The organism is Sphingobacterium bambusae, assembly GCF_033955345.1.
Lineage (GTDB): Bacteria > Bacteroidota > Bacteroidia > Sphingobacteriales > Sphingobacteriaceae > Sphingobacterium > Sphingobacterium bambusae.
The window spans coordinates 2410330-2428304 of the sequence record NZ_CP138332.1 but is presented as its reverse complement, the minus strand read 5'-3'; the positions used below and the strand labels follow the sequence as shown (position 1 = coordinate 2428304).

Annotated in this window: 16 protein-coding genes; 10 read left to right on the top strand and 6 right to left on the bottom strand. The window is 44.0% G+C overall.

The genetic code is table 11. From position 1 onward, the window contains the following. The first annotated feature begins 171 nt into the window (after positions 1–171). The gene (locus SCB77_RS10045) at positions 172–819 is read left to right on the top strand and encodes a 4'-phosphopantetheinyl transferase family protein (protein ID WP_320186301.1); all 648 of its coding nucleotides are present in this window, start codon (positions 172–174) and stop codon (positions 817–819) included. Here SCB77_RS10045 and SCB77_RS10040 read toward each other — a convergent pair. Continuing rightward, complete coding sequence (locus SCB77_RS10040) at positions 809–1921, bottom strand: tetratricopeptide repeat protein (RefSeq protein WP_320186300.1); 1113 nt, start codon at positions 1919–1921, stop codon at positions 809–811. The genes SCB77_RS10045 and SCB77_RS10040 overlap by 11 nt on opposite strands. A gap of 384 nt (positions 1922–2305) precedes the next feature. Between SCB77_RS10040 and SCB77_RS10035 the strand changes: the two genes are divergently transcribed. After that, positions 2306–4426, top strand: coding sequence for a carboxy terminal-processing peptidase (locus tag SCB77_RS10035; protein WP_320186299.1), 2121 nt, complete (start codon positions 2306–2308; stop codon positions 4424–4426). Positions 4427–4655: 229 nt separating this feature from the next. Further along, positions 4656–5333, top strand: coding sequence for a hypothetical protein (locus SCB77_RS10030; protein ID WP_320186298.1), 678 nt, complete (start codon positions 4656–4658; stop codon positions 5331–5333). A gap of 337 nt (positions 5334–5670) precedes the next feature. Here the strand turns inward: SCB77_RS10030 and SCB77_RS10025 are convergent, their stop codons facing one another. The 4 genes from SCB77_RS10025 to SCB77_RS10010 form a co-directional block, all read right to left on the bottom strand. Then, positions 5671–6948: a sugar MFS transporter gene (locus tag SCB77_RS10025; RefSeq protein ID WP_320186297.1), complete on the bottom strand. Its 1278-nt coding sequence runs from the start codon at positions 6946–6948 to the stop codon at positions 5671–5673. A gap of 252 nt (positions 6949–7200) precedes the next feature. Then, complete coding sequence (locus SCB77_RS10020; RefSeq protein WP_320186296.1) at positions 7201–7629, bottom strand: hotdog fold thioesterase; 429 nt, start codon at positions 7627–7629, stop codon at positions 7201–7203. Then, positions 7610–8152 (bottom strand): DinB family protein, encoded by a 543-nt coding sequence (locus tag SCB77_RS10015; protein ID WP_320186295.1) that lies wholly within the window; start codon positions 8150–8152, stop codon positions 7610–7612. The genes SCB77_RS10020 and SCB77_RS10015 overlap by 20 nt, the downstream gene beginning before the upstream one ends. Then, a complete protein-coding gene (locus SCB77_RS10010) occupies positions 8133–9377 on the bottom strand; it encodes a sensor histidine kinase (protein WP_320186294.1) in 1245 nt (414 codons plus the stop codon). The genes SCB77_RS10015 and SCB77_RS10010 overlap by 20 nt, the downstream gene beginning before the upstream one ends. A gap of 96 nt (positions 9378–9473) precedes the next feature. On the opposite strand from SCB77_RS10010, the gene gltX reads away from it, so the two are divergent. Further along, entirely contained in the window at positions 9474–10994 is a 1521-nt protein-coding gene (gene gltX, locus SCB77_RS10005; RefSeq protein WP_320186293.1) for a glutamate--tRNA ligase, read from the top strand. 56 nt (positions 10995–11050) lie between these two features. Here the strand turns inward: gltX and SCB77_RS10000 are convergent, their stop codons facing one another. Further along, positions 11051–12310 carry an NAD(P)/FAD-dependent oxidoreductase gene (locus SCB77_RS10000; protein WP_320186292.1) on the bottom strand — a complete coding sequence of 420 codons (1260 nt, stop codon included), beginning with the start codon at positions 12308–12310 and terminating at the stop codon, positions 11051–11053. A 123-nt stretch (positions 12311–12433) separates the two neighbouring features. Here SCB77_RS10000 and SCB77_RS09995 point away from each other — a divergent pair, with 123 nt between their 5' ends. From SCB77_RS09995 to SCB77_RS09970, 6 genes are read left to right on the top strand one after another with little or no spacing between them, the layout of a single operon-like run. Then, complete coding sequence (locus SCB77_RS09995) at positions 12434–13951, top strand: HAL/PAL/TAL family ammonia-lyase (protein ID WP_320186291.1); 1518 nt, start codon at positions 12434–12436, stop codon at positions 13949–13951. A 2-nt stretch (positions 13952–13953) separates the two neighbouring features. Continuing rightward, the gene (gene fabG, locus SCB77_RS09990) at positions 13954–14685 is read left to right on the top strand and encodes a 3-oxoacyl-ACP reductase FabG (RefSeq protein ID WP_320186290.1); all 732 of its coding nucleotides are present in this window, start codon (positions 13954–13956) and stop codon (positions 14683–14685) included. Positions 14686–14693: 8 nt separating this feature from the next. Then, a complete protein-coding gene (locus tag SCB77_RS09985; RefSeq protein ID WP_320186289.1) occupies positions 14694–15920 on the top strand; it encodes a beta-ketoacyl-[acyl-carrier-protein] synthase family protein in 1227 nt (408 codons plus the stop codon). Further along, entirely contained in the window at positions 15913–16164 is a 252-nt protein-coding gene (locus SCB77_RS09980; protein ID WP_320186288.1) for a phosphopantetheine-binding protein, read from the top strand. Before SCB77_RS09985 ends, SCB77_RS09980 begins: the two co-directional genes overlap by 8 nt. Positions 16165–16172: 8 nt before the next feature. Further along, positions 16173–17060 (top strand): LpxL/LpxP family acyltransferase, encoded by an 888-nt coding sequence (locus tag SCB77_RS09975; protein WP_320186287.1) that lies wholly within the window; start codon positions 16173–16175, stop codon positions 17058–17060. A 9-nt stretch (positions 17061–17069) separates the two neighbouring features. After that, positions 17070–17975, top strand: coding sequence for an NADPH-dependent FMN reductase family protein (locus tag SCB77_RS09970; RefSeq protein WP_320186286.1), 906 nt, complete (start codon positions 17070–17072; stop codon positions 17973–17975).

Genomic DNA, 17975 nt, shown 5'->3' with positions numbered 1-17975 from the left:
TGTATTCCGTATCCCTTTTCTTGGTTTTGAAAGAGGACTCCAAAAATACACTATTGCTTCAATTTCAGCAACTTTTAATATTTTATTTTACAAGTGGCTTTGCATTATTCTTAAACTTCGTAATTTTAGGATTATAGGAACGCGTAAAAAAATTAATTTGATATTATCGACATGGGTTTAGTATATCTCCGGGAACTGAATAATGAAACAAAATTTGCCATATGGAAGATTGAGGAGTCGGTAGAAGAGCTGCTTGGCCGCCTACAGCTGGATGAACGTGAAAAGGCCAAGCTAGAGAGTCTTTCTAAGGGGAAACGCACCTTACACTGGTTGGCTACGCGCGTTTTACTCCGTTATCTGTTAAGAACTGAAGGCTATATCGCGTGCCCTTCTGACGAAAATGGCAAACCTTTTCTGCCCGACTATCCCTACAAGATTTCGTTGACACATTCTTATGATTATGCCGGGGTGCTGATGAGCCAGCAGGGAGAATGTGGCATTGACTTGGAAATTGTGAAAGATAAGGTGCTGCGAATTAAAGAAAAATTTCTAAAGCCTGGAGAGTTAGGCTTTATTCAGAACAATAACGTTGAACAGCTTTATGCTTGTTGGTGTGCGAAGGAAGCGGTATATAAATTGCAAGGCAACAAAGGCGTTTCTTTTTTGGACGACATGACTATTTTACCTTTTCAGTATCGTCCACAGGGCGTCATGACTTTAATGTTGCGTAAAGAAAAGAAGACCTATGCCTTTCAGGTCTACTACGAAAAATTTCAAAATTACATGCTCGGGTATGTAATCGACCAAGCTAATCCTTAAAAAGTTCCTTCCGCAGCTCTTCGTAGCTTGACAAGGCGTCTTCTGCTTTGTTTAAATCATGTTGGCTCATGTAGATTTCGCCGAGTTTATCGATGATCGCCAGCTGAAGCATTTTATTGTCTTCGGTTTTAGCGAGGGCATCGGCCTGTATAAATTCCTTTTGAGCGACTTTATAGTTTTTTTGAATAAATTTCGAGAAGGCCAGCATGTATTCGATCTCGGCAAGCTCGTTAGGGAAATTTTTGTTCTTTGCAAGATCTCTGGCCTGTATCAAAAACCATTGCGCTTCGGTGTGCTTATTTTGCAACTGGTATATTTTAGCCAAGCTTTGCCACGCGATAATTTTTCGGTCGTAGGCTTTTGCTCTATTTAGAAGTGGAATAGCTTTTCTGATAATGTTGCTCTCTGCGGAACGGTAATCTTTGTCGTATGCTTGGATTAAAGCGATCTTTACCAATGAATTTGCCTGTTCGACGATACTCTGTTGCTTTAATGCATTTTTATAATAAGACTCTTGGAAAAAGCCGGCTTGCTGAATGTTTTTGTCGAACAGATAGACATTGCCCAAATTATACTGGATCGTAGCGATATCCAATGTATTGTTCGTCTTTTGTGCATGTTGAAGGGCACTTTGCAGCAGGCCTGCCGTTTGATGGGTGGCACCTTCACGCAATGATATTGCTGCATAAGCATGAAGTAAACCATAAGCTGTACTGTAGTTGCCTCGGTCAATTTCCCGTTCGACGAGATTATTCCACGCCAATGATGTCGCTGGGAGTGGAGATAACAGGTACTGAACATTGGAAACATTGCTTGTGGGTTTGAATTCTTGTAGGAGCTGTTGGAAATCCAATGCTCGGTCGATGCTATCTTGAAATACAGTCTTCTCCCTATAAGAGTCGATCAGAAGCTCTTCTCGGCTGCGTGGTGCGGGAAGTACATAGACCTTTGGACCTATGCCTGCAAAGTTACGGTCGTATTTATTAACGTAGCCAGCTGGATCGAGTGATGGGGATTGCTCCTGAGCGAAGCTATCGTTTGCGTAGGCAAAGCATGTCATAACAAGTCCGATGGCGGCACTGTACTTTCTCGGTGAGCGCATATTATGTCCTTTTTCGATTTTATCAAATGTATAAAAAACTTTCTTACAGGCTGGTTGCGTATAGCGAAAGCTTTCTGGCACTACCGTCTGCTGCGTAGTTAAAACAACATCCGTTCCGTTTTTTAACCAACTTTAACATTTTCTGTTTTTGATGAATTAAATGTGAGCTTCCCCTCCGTGTAATTATATATTTACACAATATTTGGCGGGATATTTGGTTATCTAAACGTAAATTTAGTTTTTAATAAGATGCGTGTGTTGATTATTTTACGTGTTGCTCTTATTTTCTAGTTCGTTTTCAGTATTTTTAGCGCGAGCAAAACAAGGCTCAACGCTTGTGTACTGAAAGGATAACAGTTAATGTATTTAAATAAAATCTCTTATATGTTTAAGAATATAGTATTTGGTCTGGCATTGATATCGGTCGTTGCCTGTGGATCAAAGCCCCGTGTGAATTTGGAAGAAGGGATGTTGGAGTTGAAGCCTTCCGCCCAGCATGAAGTGATTGCGTCTGAAGTCGCTAATCTCTTAGAGAACTACAGCTATAAGAAGGTGCCCATGACGGATTCGCTATCGCGTATAGTTTTTGCGAATTTGCTGAAGTCTATGGATCAAGGGCGTAACTATTTACTGGAGTCGGATGTTGAAGACTTTAAGCAATTTGAAAATACCATCAGTCAAGATTTTAGAAAAGGGGATCTTTCTGCCCCATTTTACATTTTTAATGTGTATTCCAAACGTTATCTCGAAGCAATGGAGTACGCTTTAACGCAGATTGATGCGGATCATAACTTTAGCGTCAATGAGAACTATATCGCTTACCGCGAGAAGCTACCTTACTTTAAAACGGATGCCGAGTTGAAAGACCAGTGGCGCAAGCGGGTGAAGTATGATTTGTTGAACCTGCGCTTAACGAGTACCGAGAAAGACTCTGTTGATGTAGAGAAACATAAAGAAACCTTACGCAAACGCTATCAGAATATTATCTCTCAAGCGAAGAAAACCAACTCAAATGATGCTTTTCAGCTTATTATGACCTCGCTGACAGATGCCGTAGATCCACATACAACGTATTACAATCCTTCGTTTGCGCAGGCTTTTAACGAAGGCATGTCCAATACATTTGAAGGAATCGGGGCGCGTTTGCAGATGGAAAACGAAATGGTTACCATTAAAGAAATTATTGCTGGAGGACCTGCTTTCAAAGACAAAAGCCTCAATGTGGATGATCGTATTATTGGCGTGGCGCAAGGCGATGGTGAGTTTGATGATATTATAGGATGGAGACTAGATGCTGCGGTGGCTAAAATCAAAGGTCCTAAAGGAACGACGGTGCGCTTAAAGATCATTCCCGCAGGGCAGGAGTTGACTGCACAGCCTAAAGTGGTTGCATTGAAGCGCGAGAAAATAGTTGTGGCGGAAGAGTCTGCGCAAAAAGAAATCAAACAGGTGAAAGGTGAAGACGGCAAGATGTATAAAGTAGGCTTGATCAAGTTGCCGAAATTCTATATTGATTTTGATGCTTATCGCAAGCGCGATCCTAACTACAAAAGTACGACACGTGATGTGCGTTTGATTTTGGATACCCTACGCCAAGAAAAAGTGGATGCGGTGGTTCTTGATTTGCGTAATAATGGTGGCGGTTCCTTGCAGGAAGCAATTGAGCTAACGGGGCTGTTTATCGACAAAGGACCAGTTGTACAGGTGCGTGATGTTAGAAACCGCGTAGAGGTGGATAGCGACGAAGAAGCAGGTGTATCTTGGGATGGTCCGTTCGGCGTCTTGATCAATCGTTTTTCTGCGTCCGCTTCGGAAATCTTCGCGGGAGCGATCCAAGATTATGGACGTGGTGTAATTTTAGGCTCACAGTCCTATGGTAAAGGTACGGTGCAGTCGGCTATTGAGATGTCTCGCTTTATCAGTGCCACCAACAAGCTGTTGTTGAAAGCAAAAGGTGACAGCAAAGACCCAGATACCCCGAATGGTGCTCCAGAATTTGGTCAGATCAACATTACCATGGGTAAGTTCTACCGGGTCAATGGAAGTAGCACGCAACATAAGGGTGTTACGCCAGATGTGGTTTTCCCAACCCAGTATACAGCAGAGAAGTTTGGTGAAAGCTCGGAACCGTCTGCCTTACCTTGGGATCAGATTAATGCTTCTTCTTTCAAGCGTGTAGCAGATTTAGTTAGTGTAAATCAAAAGCTAAATAGCATCCACCAGGCACGAATGAAAAAATCGCCGGAATATAAATATTTGTTGGAAGATATCGACGAATTTAAGAAACTTGATTCCATTCAGGAGATTAGCCTAAACCAAGTGGAGTTGCAGAAAGAACGTGACAAAGCGAAAGCAAAAAATAGAGCACGTATTAATAAGGGCTTGGAGCTTCGTGGACTTCCGCTTTGGAAAGAAGGAGAGCCACAACCAAAGACCGAGTTTGATTTCGTTCTTGATGAGAGTTTAAATGTCGTTGCCGATTTTATTAAATTGGTGAAAAAATAAGCATTATCCAACACGATGTTGGTCATGTGGGGAGCTGCTCAACGCGAGTAGCTCCCCTTGTTTATTCAGTAAAGAACCCTTTACCGCCCGTCAGGAACTCTTCACGGCTCGTCAAGAACCCTTCACGGCTCGTCAAGAACCCTTTACGGCTCGTCAGGAACCCTTCACGGCTCGTCAGGAACCCTTTACGGCTCGTCAGGAACCCTTTACGGCTCGTCAGGAACCCTTTATGGCTCGTCAAGAACCCTTTACGACTGGTCAAGAACCCTTTACGACTGGTCAAGAATCCTTTACGGCTGGTCAAGAACCCTTTACGACTGGTCAAGAATCCTTTACGGCTGGTCAAGAATCCTTTACGGCTGGTCAAGAATCCTTTACGGCTGGTCAAGAATCCTTTACGGCTGGTCAAGAACCCTTTACGACTGGTCAAGAATCCTTTACGGCTGGTCAAGAACCCTTTACGGCTCGTCAGGAACCCTTTACGGCTCATCAAGAACCCTTTACGGTTCGTCAGGAACCCTTTACGGCTCGTCAGGAACCCTTTACGGCTCGTCAAGAGCCCTTTACGGCTCGTCAAGAGCCCTTTACGGCTCGTCAGGAACCCTTTACGGCTCGTCAGGAACTCTTTATGGCCTGTCAAGAACCCTTTACGGCTCGTCAGGAACCCTTTATGGCCCGTCAAGAACCCTTGTTTACTTACTCGCTTTCGAGTTCTTTTCTCCAAACGCCCTCCGATAGGCTATTGGCGTCATTCCAAATTCTTTTGAGTAAATGTATAAAAGCGCTCTCATTATCAAAGCCAAATTGGGGCACGATGTTGCCCACCGTGCTCGTTGACTTCTTTAACAGCGAAGAAGCTTACTTTAATCGTGGGCACGTCAGGTATTGCAGTGGTGTCATTTCATAGGCGCTGCGGAAAAAAAGATATGGAGAGAGCTGTGCTACGTCAGCCAGTTAGTTGAGCGACGGTGATTTTCTCTTCCGGATGTTTGATCATATAAGACAAAGCGAGAGTTAGATTGTTTATAAACGTTCTGTACCTAGGGGAAGGGGAGCATCGGGAGATCCTGTTGGAGAAATCTACGCTATCGCTGTTGGAGTGAGGCGGACTAATCAAACAACATAGCTGTGTAAAGGAAAAAGAAAAGGCTTGTTCAACGCTTAGCATTAAGCAGCTGAACAAGCCTTTAAAGTATTCTTTTCCGAGCGCCTGTATCAGGTCACTCTCGTCGAACCGTAAAAAACTATTTACCTAAACGGTGTCCTTTTACAGCAAAGAAAAGGATGTAGAGGTAGGCCGGAATCATAGCATAAAGAAAGGCATGCTGAAAGTCTACATGCAAGGTATCCTTTAATAAACCGTATATCAGAGGCCAAATAGCTCCACCAGCAATACCCATAATCATGATTGCTGACCCAGTTTTCGTAAAACGACCTAAGCCTTTGATCCCAAGGGGGAAGATGGCTGGCCACATCAGGGAGTTTGCTACGCCTAGTAATGCAACAAATATGAAAGAGGTTGTGCCTGTCGTAAAAACAGAAATTGTCGTAAAGAGTAATCCCACGATAGTGCATATTCGAAGCGCAAATTGTTGCGACACAAATCTAGGAATGGCAATGATACCAACGATGTAACCAAAGAGCATACATAGTAATGTAAAGGCGGTCGCATACGTTACAAAGAAGCTATTTACATTTAATTCTCGACCATAAACACCGATAATATCGCCGGCCATAACCTCCACGGCAACGCAAAAGAAGATGGCTAAGGAGCCCAAGAATAAGTGTGGAAATTGAAAAACGCTAGTTTTACGTACCAAAACTTGTGTTGCATCGCTTTCATCTTCTGCATCGACATCTACTTCAGGCAGTTTAGTGAATTTCAAGAAAATCGCAAACGCGACAAAGATGACAGCCAAAGAGATGTAGGGAGTGTGCACACGAGCAATTAGGCCGTCCAAAATTGCGTTTTGAGCATTTACATCCGTGGCTGCTTCTAACTGTGCAGTTACCTTTCCTGCATCTTTTAAAAATAGCGTACCAAAAAGTATCGGCACGATAATACCCGCCGTCTTATTGAAAAATCCTGCAATCGATATACGCTGTGCTGCGCTATCAATAGGGCCTATAATACTCAGATACGGGTTAACTGCCGTTTGGAGTAAAGCCATGCCTGAACCCTGAATGAAAATGCCCGCTAGAAAAAGTCCATAGCTTCTGTTATCAGCAGCGGGAATAAAAACCAATGATCCTAATCCCAAAATTATTAGACTGACCACCAACCCATTTTGAAATCCTATTTTCTTCAGTATCCAAGAGCTTGGGATGGCGAGGAAGAAGTAAGCGATATAGGAAGCGAAGGTGACAAAAAAGGCTTGCAAATCAGTTTCTAGGTTACAGGCAATTTTTAAGAAAGGAATAAGTGTTCCATTTGCCCATGTGATAAAGCCGAGGATAAAGAATAGCGCGCAGCATATTGCCATGGGGCGAAACTCTGTTTTTCCAGTTGGTGTTGAAGTCATTTTTCTTTAATTTGTTAGTCTTTGTGTTTATGGATACGGAGAGCGCAGTTGCACTTTTACTATCGTAATACAAGACTAATAAAATATATTGACATTTTGAACAGGAAAAGCGGATCAAACGATTGCTTACTGTAAAAAGTTAGCGAGACTACGTTGGGCGGAGTCTCGCTAAAACCTAAACCGTATCATAAAACCAATTAATGGTATTTGTATATAATACAATGTAGATGTGGATATTGTTTTAAAAAAATGTTATTTTTTTTCAATGATGGCGACTGTCAATCGAGATACGCAAATCAGCCGATCACTCTCATCACTTATCTTGATGTCCCAAACATGGCTTTTTTGGCCCAGATGAAGAGGAGAACAAATTGCGATTAGCGTTCCTCCGTGCACCGATTTAAGGTGGTTGGCATTTACTTCCATCCCTACACCAGCGTACTGCTCAGCATCGATCACCAGGTTGGAGGCTACACTCCCTGCCGATTCCGCTAGCACGACTGATGCTCCACCATGTAGGATTCCGAAGGGCTGCCTTACCTTATCCGTAACCGGCATGCTGACAACAAGAGCATCCTCGCGGATTTCTATAGCCTTGATGTCTAAGTACCCGGTCATGAATGTTTGGAAAATACTATTCACTTCTTCCAGTGAATGCTCTTTAAACCAGATGTTCGGCATGCTCGATGTTTTCGTTGCTTAAATACCGCTCTTTTAGGATAATGCGATGATGCGTAAGATGTCCCGCGATGACATACAAAAATGCTTTTACGGTTATCAAACGGCCAGATGCCATTCCCTTTCGTGCCAACTCCGTCTCGTTGAAAGTGTCAAACAGCAAAAGATTAGCTTTCCGCAGGTAGGTAAATTCTTCTGCGATACTGGATAATGAACGTTCATTATGACGTCCATTCTGTACAAATTCATCTTGCTCGAATGGCGCCAATTCTGTCATGTCGTTGCGGGCAAAACGCAGGGCTCTGTAGGCCATCACCCGCTCAGTATCCAAAATATGGCAAAGAACTTCTTTAACTGTCCACTTTCCTTCCGCATAGCTAAAGTCGCCACGATCTTCCGTGATGCCTTGGATAAATTCGGGGAAGCTGGTCAATTGTTCCTGCAATTCTTCTAGCACAGGGCCAACGACATTTTCGATGTAATCGGTATAAATAGCTGGATATTCGTCAGACTTGAGTGGGTTCATATCGAAGATTGCTTTTAAGTATGATTCTAAATGTTGTTCCTTTGCCTATTTCTGATTCCTTTACAAATATCTGTCCTTGATGGTAATCTACCATACGCTTGGTCAAACTAAGACCAAGTCCCCAGCCTCGTTTTCGGGTTGTAAAACCCGGTTGAAAGATGGTGTCAAAATTTGACTTTGGAATTCCTCTTCCGGTATCGCTAATGTCTATAAAAATTTCCTCTTTTGCAATGTTATCTATGATGTTGACAACTATTTTTCCTTCGGAATCGATTGCATTGACTGCATTTTTCAGTAAATTCTCGATGATCCAGTCGAAAAGCTGCACATTTAGTTTCGCTTCCACCGTGTTGTCTCCCGTTAGTTCAAAGGATATTTTCTCACTGGTGCGTACCCGAAAATAGTGTATAAATTCTTGGATAACCGGATAAACCACTTGACTGGTCAGTGTGGGGATTGATCCTATTTTCGAGAAGCGATCGGCAACGATCTCTAAGCGTTTCACATCGCGTTCCATCTCGTTAAGGATGCTGTCATTTTCGGCGTCGAACTTGGTGCGTACCAACTCCAGCCAGCCCATAAGGGAGGAAATAGGCGTTCCCAATTGATGTGCTGCTTCCTTGGCCATACCTACCCAAACGAGATTTTGCTCGGTTTTTTTAATGGAATTGAAGACGGTATAAGCAATAATGAGAAACAAGGCAATGAGAGAAAGTTGCAGGTACGGAAATATGCGAAGCTGACGTAAAGCATCTGAATCGCGATAGTATACCGACCAAATTTCTCCAGTATCGAGATGTAACGCGATAGGGGCATGGTTTCGCTTCATGGTGGCGAGCTGTTTCTCAAAATAAATCGGGTCGTAATGTATATTGTCGTTCGCTGAATCTGCATGTTCTTTGATGTTTGTTTTTGTTGAATCCAGATCGCGCCAAAAGATGATGCCTCCCTTTTCGTTGGTAATGATCGCGGGAATGGAAAGACTATCTCGAACAGCGTATACAAAACTGATGAATTGGTCGTCCACATCGGGCATAGTGATGATGCTGCGTGTGCTCATTGCCCATACCTCGGCCTTGGTGCGCTCCGATTTGGAAAGACTTTTTACAAGGTAGTTGGTGTAAAATAAGGAGGCGCCAGCAATGAGTGCGGCAAATAGGAACAGGGATACTTTCCAGCGCTGCTTGGTGTCGTATTGATAGAGACGGTCCTTGTTTATCATCATGGTCTACAAAATAGGCATTTTTTTGACATTCGTAAAAAGATAGGCATCAATGTGTGAGGTACGGCGTTTCCGTGATAAATTCGTAGTTTTGCGGTTATGAGTTTGCAGAGAAAAGTTAGGGTGCGCTTTGCGCCGAGCCCGACGGGCGGACTACACCTGGGAGGTGTACGCACGGCCTTGTTTAATTATCTTTTTGCGCGCCACCATGGGGGCGATTTTATTTTGCGGATCGAAGATACCGATCAGACACGCTTTGTGCCTGGTGCGGAAGATTATATAACAGAATGTTTAGATTGGTGTGGCATTAAAGCCGATGAGAGCCCGAACAATCCGGGAAGCTATGGCCCCTATCGTCAAAGCGAGCGTAAGCCTTCGTATCGACAGTATGCGGAACAGCTGGTTGCGGCTGGCTTTGCATATTATGCTTTCGACACGGCAGAGGAACTGGAAGAACAACGGAAAGTCCATCCAAATTTTCGCTATTCACATGAAAACCGATTGGGATTGCGCAACTCGTTGAGTTTGCCTGCCGCAGAAACGGTTGCTTTGTTGGCCGATGGCGTCGCCCATACGATCCGGATCAAGATGCCCGTCGACGAAACGGTATCTTTCGAAGATATGATTCGTGGACGTGTTTCATTTGAAACTAGCTTGGTAGATGATAAGGTTTTGCTGAAAGCGGATGGAATGCCCACATACCACCTTGCGGTCGTTGTCGACGATAAAAATATGGATATCTCCCACGTGTTTCGTGGTGAGGAATGGTTGCCGTCGGCGCCGGTACACATCTTGTTATGGGAATATTTAGGCTGGAAAGACACGATGCCGTCATGGGCGCATCTGCCGCTGATCTTAAAACCCGATGGCAATGGCAAACTGAGTAAAAGGGATGGTGATCGTTTAGGATTCCCCGTTTATGCTATGAACTGGGCAGACCCTAAGAGCGGCGATGTTACCAAAGGGTTTCGAGAAATGGGGTTTTTACCGCAGGCTTTCGTCAACATGTTGGCGTTGTTGGGCTGGAATGATGGAACAGAGCAGGAGCTTTTCACCGAGGAGGAGTTGATCGCAAAATTTTCCGTGGAACGAATTAGCAAGGCCGGAGCCAAGTTTGATTTTGAGAAAGCCAAATGGTTCAACCACGAGTGGATAAAGCGAGCAAGCAATGCAGCGCTTTTGCCACAGGTAAAACAGCTCGTTGAAGAACATGTTGCGGTTGCTATCGCTGATGATTACCTGTTGGAGATCTTAACCTTGGTAAAAGAAAGATTGACGTTTGTTTCAGACTTTTGGGGTCAAGCCTCATTTTTTATCGAGCGCCCTTCTACGTTTGATGTCGCTGCAGTGAAACCAAAGTGGAGTGCTGAAAAGACAGCCTTCTTCCAACAAGTGGCGCTGAAATTCGACGATTTTGAGGATTGGCAAGCATCATCTTTAGAGGTTTTTTTTAAGGAGGAGATTGCAGCTTCGGGGATGAAGGTTGGTGAGCTCATGATGCCGTTCCGTATTATGCTTGTAGGGGGTAAATTTGGACCGGATGTCTTTCAGATCGTTTCCTGTCTAGGAAAAAATGAGACCGTTGCGCGAATTCATGCAGCGTTACCACATTTTGAATAGCTTAACTTTATACTAAAATGTAGTGGATTTCGACTCCTCGAAATCCATTACATTTGTTAGTCGATATGCTCGTGTGAAAATGTTTGGTTGTTTTCTAGCATGTAGGCCATCGTACGAATCACACGGTCATGCTTCTTGACAAAAGGATTTTCTTCGTTCCAAACATAACCCGCTAAGACGGCACATATTTTCCGTTTGACATCTTGGTTTTCTGGGCGATGGAAAAACAAGGTCTGCAGATTTCCAGTGTACCACTCTTTAACGTAGGTGGTAAATACATCGATTCCTCGTTGCATGTAGTCAGCAAAATCAACTTGCCAATCTATGGATTCCCCCTGCAGCTGCCGAAACGCAAGCTTTGCCGCCAGAATGCCCGATTCGGTAGCGAAACAAACACCAGATGAAAAAACAGGATCCAAAAATTCTGAGCTATTTCCAGTGAGTGCAAATCCATCACCATACATTTTGGTTACCGCTGCCGAATAATTTTTGAGGTGTACGGGTTCAAACTCAAAAGTGGTATTGGCGAAGCGCTTTACGTAAAAATCAGATAATGATATCGCTTTTTTGAGTGCTTCCGTTGTACCGGCATCACCCTTCAGCTGCTCGATGAAAGCCGTATCAGCAACAATGCCAAGGCTTGTGCGTCCATTGGAGAACGGAATAACCCATAGCCAAACCTCGGTGTTCAATACGTCGAAGGATATTTGCGTACCCTCTATGCCTTCCGGTCGGTTGATGTCTTCCACATGCGAGAATATCGCCGAATGTGGATTCAGCTGCGAGGGTTTATCCAGTTGCAATAACCTCGGCAATACACGTCCATATCCGCTGGCATCAATGACAAACTTAGCGCGTACCTGCGAACGATTTCCGTATTTATCCTCAAGCGTTGATAGCGATGTGCTGCCATCAAACGTGATATCAACTAAAGCCGTCTCAAAGGCTATATCCACTCCTTTTCTTTGTAGCTCTTGTGCCATGACCAAATCGAAGTCTGCGCGTGGTATTTGCCAAGTGTAATCCCAACCTTCCCCAAATTTGTTGCTGAAATCAAAAATGCTGATCACTTCGCCTCGGATAAAACGTGCGCCGGGCTTCTTCTGAAAGTTTTGCGATTGCAGGGCCGGGAGCAATCCTGCCTCATCGAAATGATCCATCACCCGCGGGATGAGGCTCTCGCCAACAACCAGCCTTGGGAAATTGGATTTCTCAATAACTTTAATACGTATATCTCGCTGTTGGAGATATCCCGCCGCAACAGATCCGGAGGGGCCAGCGCCAATAATTAAAATATCTACTTCTTCGATATTCATATGCGTAACGGATTACTACTAAAATATATTACTTTTGCAGGTGTCTAAATATGACACAAATGTAAGAGTTATATTTGTGCTTTTTTGACCTTAATCTAAAATTAGAAAACAACGAGTAAATAGATGATTTCAGTTGATAAAAAGCTCACGTTATCCCAGATATATGAAGTGTTGTTTGATGGACAACCGCTTGATGTACAGCCTGAGGTAATCGATATTATAGAAAAAAGCCATTTGTTTTTGAAAGAGTTCGCCGCCAATAAGGTGATTTATGGCGTAAATACTGGTTTCGGACCGATGGCACAATACCGCATAAAGGATGAAGATACGCATCAGCTGCAGTACAACTTGATTCGTAGCCATGCAGCCGGAACAGGAGATTTACTAGCTCCGTTGCAGGTGAAAGCGGCGATGTTGACGCGTCTGACGAATATTTCTAAAGGAAAGAGCGGCGTACATAGAAGCGTGGTCGACCTGTTGCAGGACTTTATTAATAAAGGGGTGACTCCCGTGATTTTTGCACATGGTGGTGTCGGTGCTAGTGGCGACTTGGTGCAGTTGGCTCACCTAGCTTTGGTTCTTATCGGTGAAGGAGAGGTGCTTTATCAGGGTGTACGTCGGCCAACGGCAGATGTATTTTCGGAATTGGGCCTCGAGCCGATCAAGGTGGTGGTACGTGAAGGGCTTTCCTTGATCAACGGTACCTCGGTTATGACAGGTGTGGGTTTAGTCAACTATTTTCATGCACGCAAGCTCTTGGATTGGTCTATTTGGCTCTCCTGTACCATGAACGAATTGGTGAAAGCTCACGATGATCATTATTCAGAGACGCTGAATGGCGTAAAGTTGCACCACGGACAGCAGGAAATTGCCGCGCGCATGCGGGAGCACCTGCAGGACAGTATGCTCATCAAAAAGCGAGAAGAGGATCTCTATTCCGGCAATAACCAAGAAGAGATTTTTAAGGAGAAGGTGCAAGAATACTATTCTTTACGCTGTGTGCCCCAGATTTTGGGTCCTGTATTGGAAACGATCACACAAGTAGGGAAAATCTTGGAAGACGAACTTAACTCGGTAAGCGATAATCCCATTATTTCGGTGGAAGATAAGAATGTTTATCATGGAGGGAACTTCCATGGCGACTACATTTCGCTCGAAATGGATAAGCTTAAGTTGGCCATCACCCGCTTGACAATGTTGTCCGAACGACAACTGAATTATCTAATGAATACGAAGATCAACGAGATATTGCCTCCTTTCGTTAATATGGGGAAACTAGGCTTTAATTTTGGGATGCAAGGTGCTCAATTTACCGCGACATCGACTACCGCAGAGAATCAAACGCTATCTACCTCGATGTATATCCATAGTATTCCCAACAATAACGACAATCAAGATATCGTAAGTATGGGGACCAATGCCGCTGTAATAGCACATAAAGTTGTAGTCAACGCATTCGAGGTGTTGGCTATACAGATGATTTCTATTGCGCAGGCTGTAGATATTTTAAATTATCAGAATTTTGTATCTTCAAAGACGAAAGCGGTCTATGACGATATCAGGAAGATTATTCCCGCTTTTTCGGATGACAAACCGCTCTATCCCGCAATACAGCAGGTGAAAGAGTATTTGATGCGGTAATTATGAAGAGTGCATTAGTAACAGGCGGATCACGAGGTATAGGACGAGCCATATGTAGAAAGTTGGCTGTCGAATTGGGCTATCATGTCCTGATCAACTATCAGGGCAATGAAGTTGCTGCGAGAGAAACCTTGGCCTTGATAGAGGCGGAGGGCGGCACAGGAGACATGCTGAAATTTGATGTCGGCGATGGCAAAGCGGTATTGGACGTATTAACTGCTTGGACGGAACAGCATCCCGATGCGGTTGTGGAAGTGATCGTGAACAATGCAGGCATAGCTCGTGATGGCCTTTTTATGTGGATGACTCCCGAGGACTGGTCGTCGGTGCTCCATACTTCGCTGCAGGGATTTTACAATGTGACAAACTTTTTTATGCAAAAGTTGTTACGTAAACGCTATGGGCGTATAATTAACATTGTGTCGGTGTCTGGTGTTAAAGGTACGGCTGGACAAGTTAATTACTCTGCCGCTAAGGCGGGTGTGGTGGGAGCGACGAAGGCATTGGCGCAGGAAGTTGCCAAGCGTAATATTACGGTTAATGCCGTTGCCCCGGGCTTTATCCGGACGGAGATGACGAAAGATATGGATGAGCAGGAGTTGGTGAAGATGATTCCGTTAAACCGTTTTGGAGAGGCAGAGGAAGTGGCGGATGTAGTGTGTTTCTTGGCCTCGAAAAAGGCGGCCTATATTACCGGCGAAGTGATTAATATTAATGGTGGAATCTATTCATAAGCGAAGGTATGCGTAAACGGGTCGTGATCACAGGTATGGGGATTTACTCCTGTATCGGAACCAACTTGGAGGAAGTCAGACAATCGCTTTTCGAAGGAAAGTCCGGGATTGTCGTTGATGCTGACCGGTTTGATTTCGGGTTTAAATCTCCTTTGACGGGAATGGTGCCTGCGCCGGATTTGAAAAAGGTGTTAAGTCGTCGTCAGCGAATTAGTATGGGCGAGGAATCTGAGTATGCGTATATGGCTACTACGGAAGCCTTGCGCAACGCCGGTATCAGCGAGGATGATTTTCAGCAACGGGAAGTGGGGATCCTTTACGGGAATGATAGTGTGTCCAAGGCGATTATTGATGCAACGGATATTGCTCGGGAGAAGAAAGATACACAACTAATTGGTTCCGGCGCAATTTTCAAGTCGATGAATTCCACCGTAACCATGAACTTGGCGACTATTTTCGGTCTTTCTGGTGTGAACATGACGATCAGCGCGGCATGTGCCAGTGGTTCGCATGCGATTGGGCTTGGTTTTATGTTTATCCAACAGGGACTTCAGGATCTTATTATCTGTGGTGGTGCGCAAGAAATCAATCCGTATGCCATGGCTAGTTTCGATGGACTAGGCGTGTTTGCGACAGATATCGATCATCCAGCAGCAGCATCTCGTCCGTTTGACAAGAAACGTACCGGGTTGGTGCCGAGTGGAGGAGCCGCCACCGTCATATTGGAAAGCTACGAGTCTGCGATCGAAAGAGGAGCGCCCATCATTGCGGAGGTCATGGGCTACGGGTTCTCTTCCAACGGGGGGCATATATCGACACCAAACATCGAAGGTCCTGCAAAGGCCATGCGACGAGCCTTGAAACAGGCGGGTGTAAAGCCGGAAGAAGTGGATTACATAAATGCGCACGCAACATCGACGCCCATTGGCGACGCGAATGAGGCAAAAGCAATATTGGAGGTTTTCGGAAATCGTCCCTATGTGAGTTCAACGAAGTCGATGACGGGTCATGAATGCTGGATGGCTGGCTCATCGGAAATTGTCTACTCGACATTGATGATGCAACATGGTTTTATCGCGCCGACGATCAATCTGGAAGAACCTGATGAGGATATTAAAGAATTAAATTTTGTTTCCAGCACAATAAAACAAGAATTTGATATATATTTGTCTAACTCTTTCGGATTTGGAGGAACCAATTCCGCTTTGGTAGTCAAGAAATTTAATAATGAATAAGGTGAGCATACATCAAAAGATAAACGAAATATTGATCGAGGAGTTTGAGGTAGACGAGGAGGTTATCAGTCCAGATGCATCTTTGAAAGAATCGCTTGACCTTGATAGCTTGGATTATGTCGATTTGGTGGTTATCATGGAGTCTAATTTTGGTGTTAAATTGGTTGAGGCAGATTTTGCAGAAATGGTGACGTTTCAGGATTTTTACGACGTGGTAGAACGTAAAATCGCTGCTAAAAACTAAACATAACGATGAGCCAATGGGACGGAAAATCTAAAGGGACACTCCTTGGCTATAAAATATTTGTATTTCTTATAAAAAAGGTCGGTGTAAGGGCAGCTTATTTGCTCTTGGTCTTTGTCTCTTTTTATTACTTCCTTTTCAATCCCAAAAGCTTTAAAGCTATTTACTATTATCTACGTGAGCGGCAGCAATACTCGGCGTGGAGGGCATTTTTTGCTGTTTATAGTGTTTACTATGTTTTTGGGCAAACCATCATTGATAAAGTTGCCATCTCGGCTGGGTTGCGAGATCGTTTCACCTACGAATTCGATGGCATAGATACCTTAAAAGAAGCGTTGGCTGATCAACGCGGAGGGATATTGATTTCGGCTCATGTCGGTAATTTCGAAATCGCAGAAAAATTCTTTGCTGACATAGATTTGAATTTTCAGATCAACCTAGTCACTGTCGATCAAGAACGTACGATCATCAAGGAATATATTGAACGGATTTCTGGGGGCTCTTCGATAAAGTATATCAAGATCAAGGATGATCTATCCCACGTGTTTGAAATCAATGATGCGTTGTCTAATAACGAGTTGATCTGCTTTACCGGCGACCGTTATTTCGAAGGATCAAAAACACTGGAAGGAAATTTGCTAGGAGAAAAGACGACGTTTCCGGCAGGCCCTTTTCATATTGCCTCAAGGCTTGCTGTTCCGGTCATCTTCGTGTACGTTATGAAAGAAAAAAATCTGCATTACCACCTCTATGCACGCCGTGCCCAGCAGGTTAAGCGTCGTGATGTGGATTCGTATCTTGTAGCATATACCGAAAGTGTGGAGAATATACTCAAACGATACCCCCTGCAATGGTTTAACTTTTTCGATTTTTGGCGAGCACGGCAGGACAAGTAAATGGCGCACATGAAAAGGATACTTTTTATTTACTTCTCCCAATCGGGACAGTTGGAGCAGATTGCTGCTTCTATAGCAAAACCATTTGTAGAGGATACGGAAGTGGAAGTTGATTTCTATGAAATTAAGATGCTGCAGAGCTTCCCCTTTCCCTGGACCTCAGAAGCCTTCTTTAATACCTTTCCCGAAACATTCAAGCAAGTACCGGCGGAAATTCATCCGCCCGCTCCCCACATTTTGGAGAAGAGCTATGATCTGATTGTTTTACATTATCAGGTTTGGTACTTGACGCCCTCTATACCCATCAATTCATTTCTGAAGAGCGCCTTTGCGAATAAACTATTGGACGGTAAGCCGGTGGTGTCCGTAAGTGGCAGCCGTAATATGTGGGCCCTAGCGCAGGACAAACTGAAGGTACTACTGCAAGAGGTCGGTGCGGAGCTTGTCGGAAATATTGCGTTAACCGATAGGCATCATAATTTGGTCTCTGTGGTGACGATCGTTGATTGGATGTTTTCGGGTGTGAAACGAAGACCTTATGGGATCTTTCCGAAGCCTGGTGTATCCGATGAAGAGATAGAAACTGCTGATAAATACGGAAAAATTATTCTACCTTACCTAAAAAAGGGTATTTTTGAAGGTCTACAGAAAGAGTTGGTAATGCATGGTGCCATTGACTATCGTTTTTTTCTAGTGTCAATGGATCAGAAAGGGAATCGGATGTTTAAAATATGGTCGTCCCTTATTCTACGCAACCCCAGTAAGCGCAAGCGCTTAGTCAATATATTTAAGTACTATGTCGTGTTTGCGATCTATGGGATATCCCCTATCGTCTATCTGATAGAATTATTGCTTTACCCTCTTTTGTATTTTGTTAAATACAGAAAGGAACGACAGCATTACGAAGGAATCTAA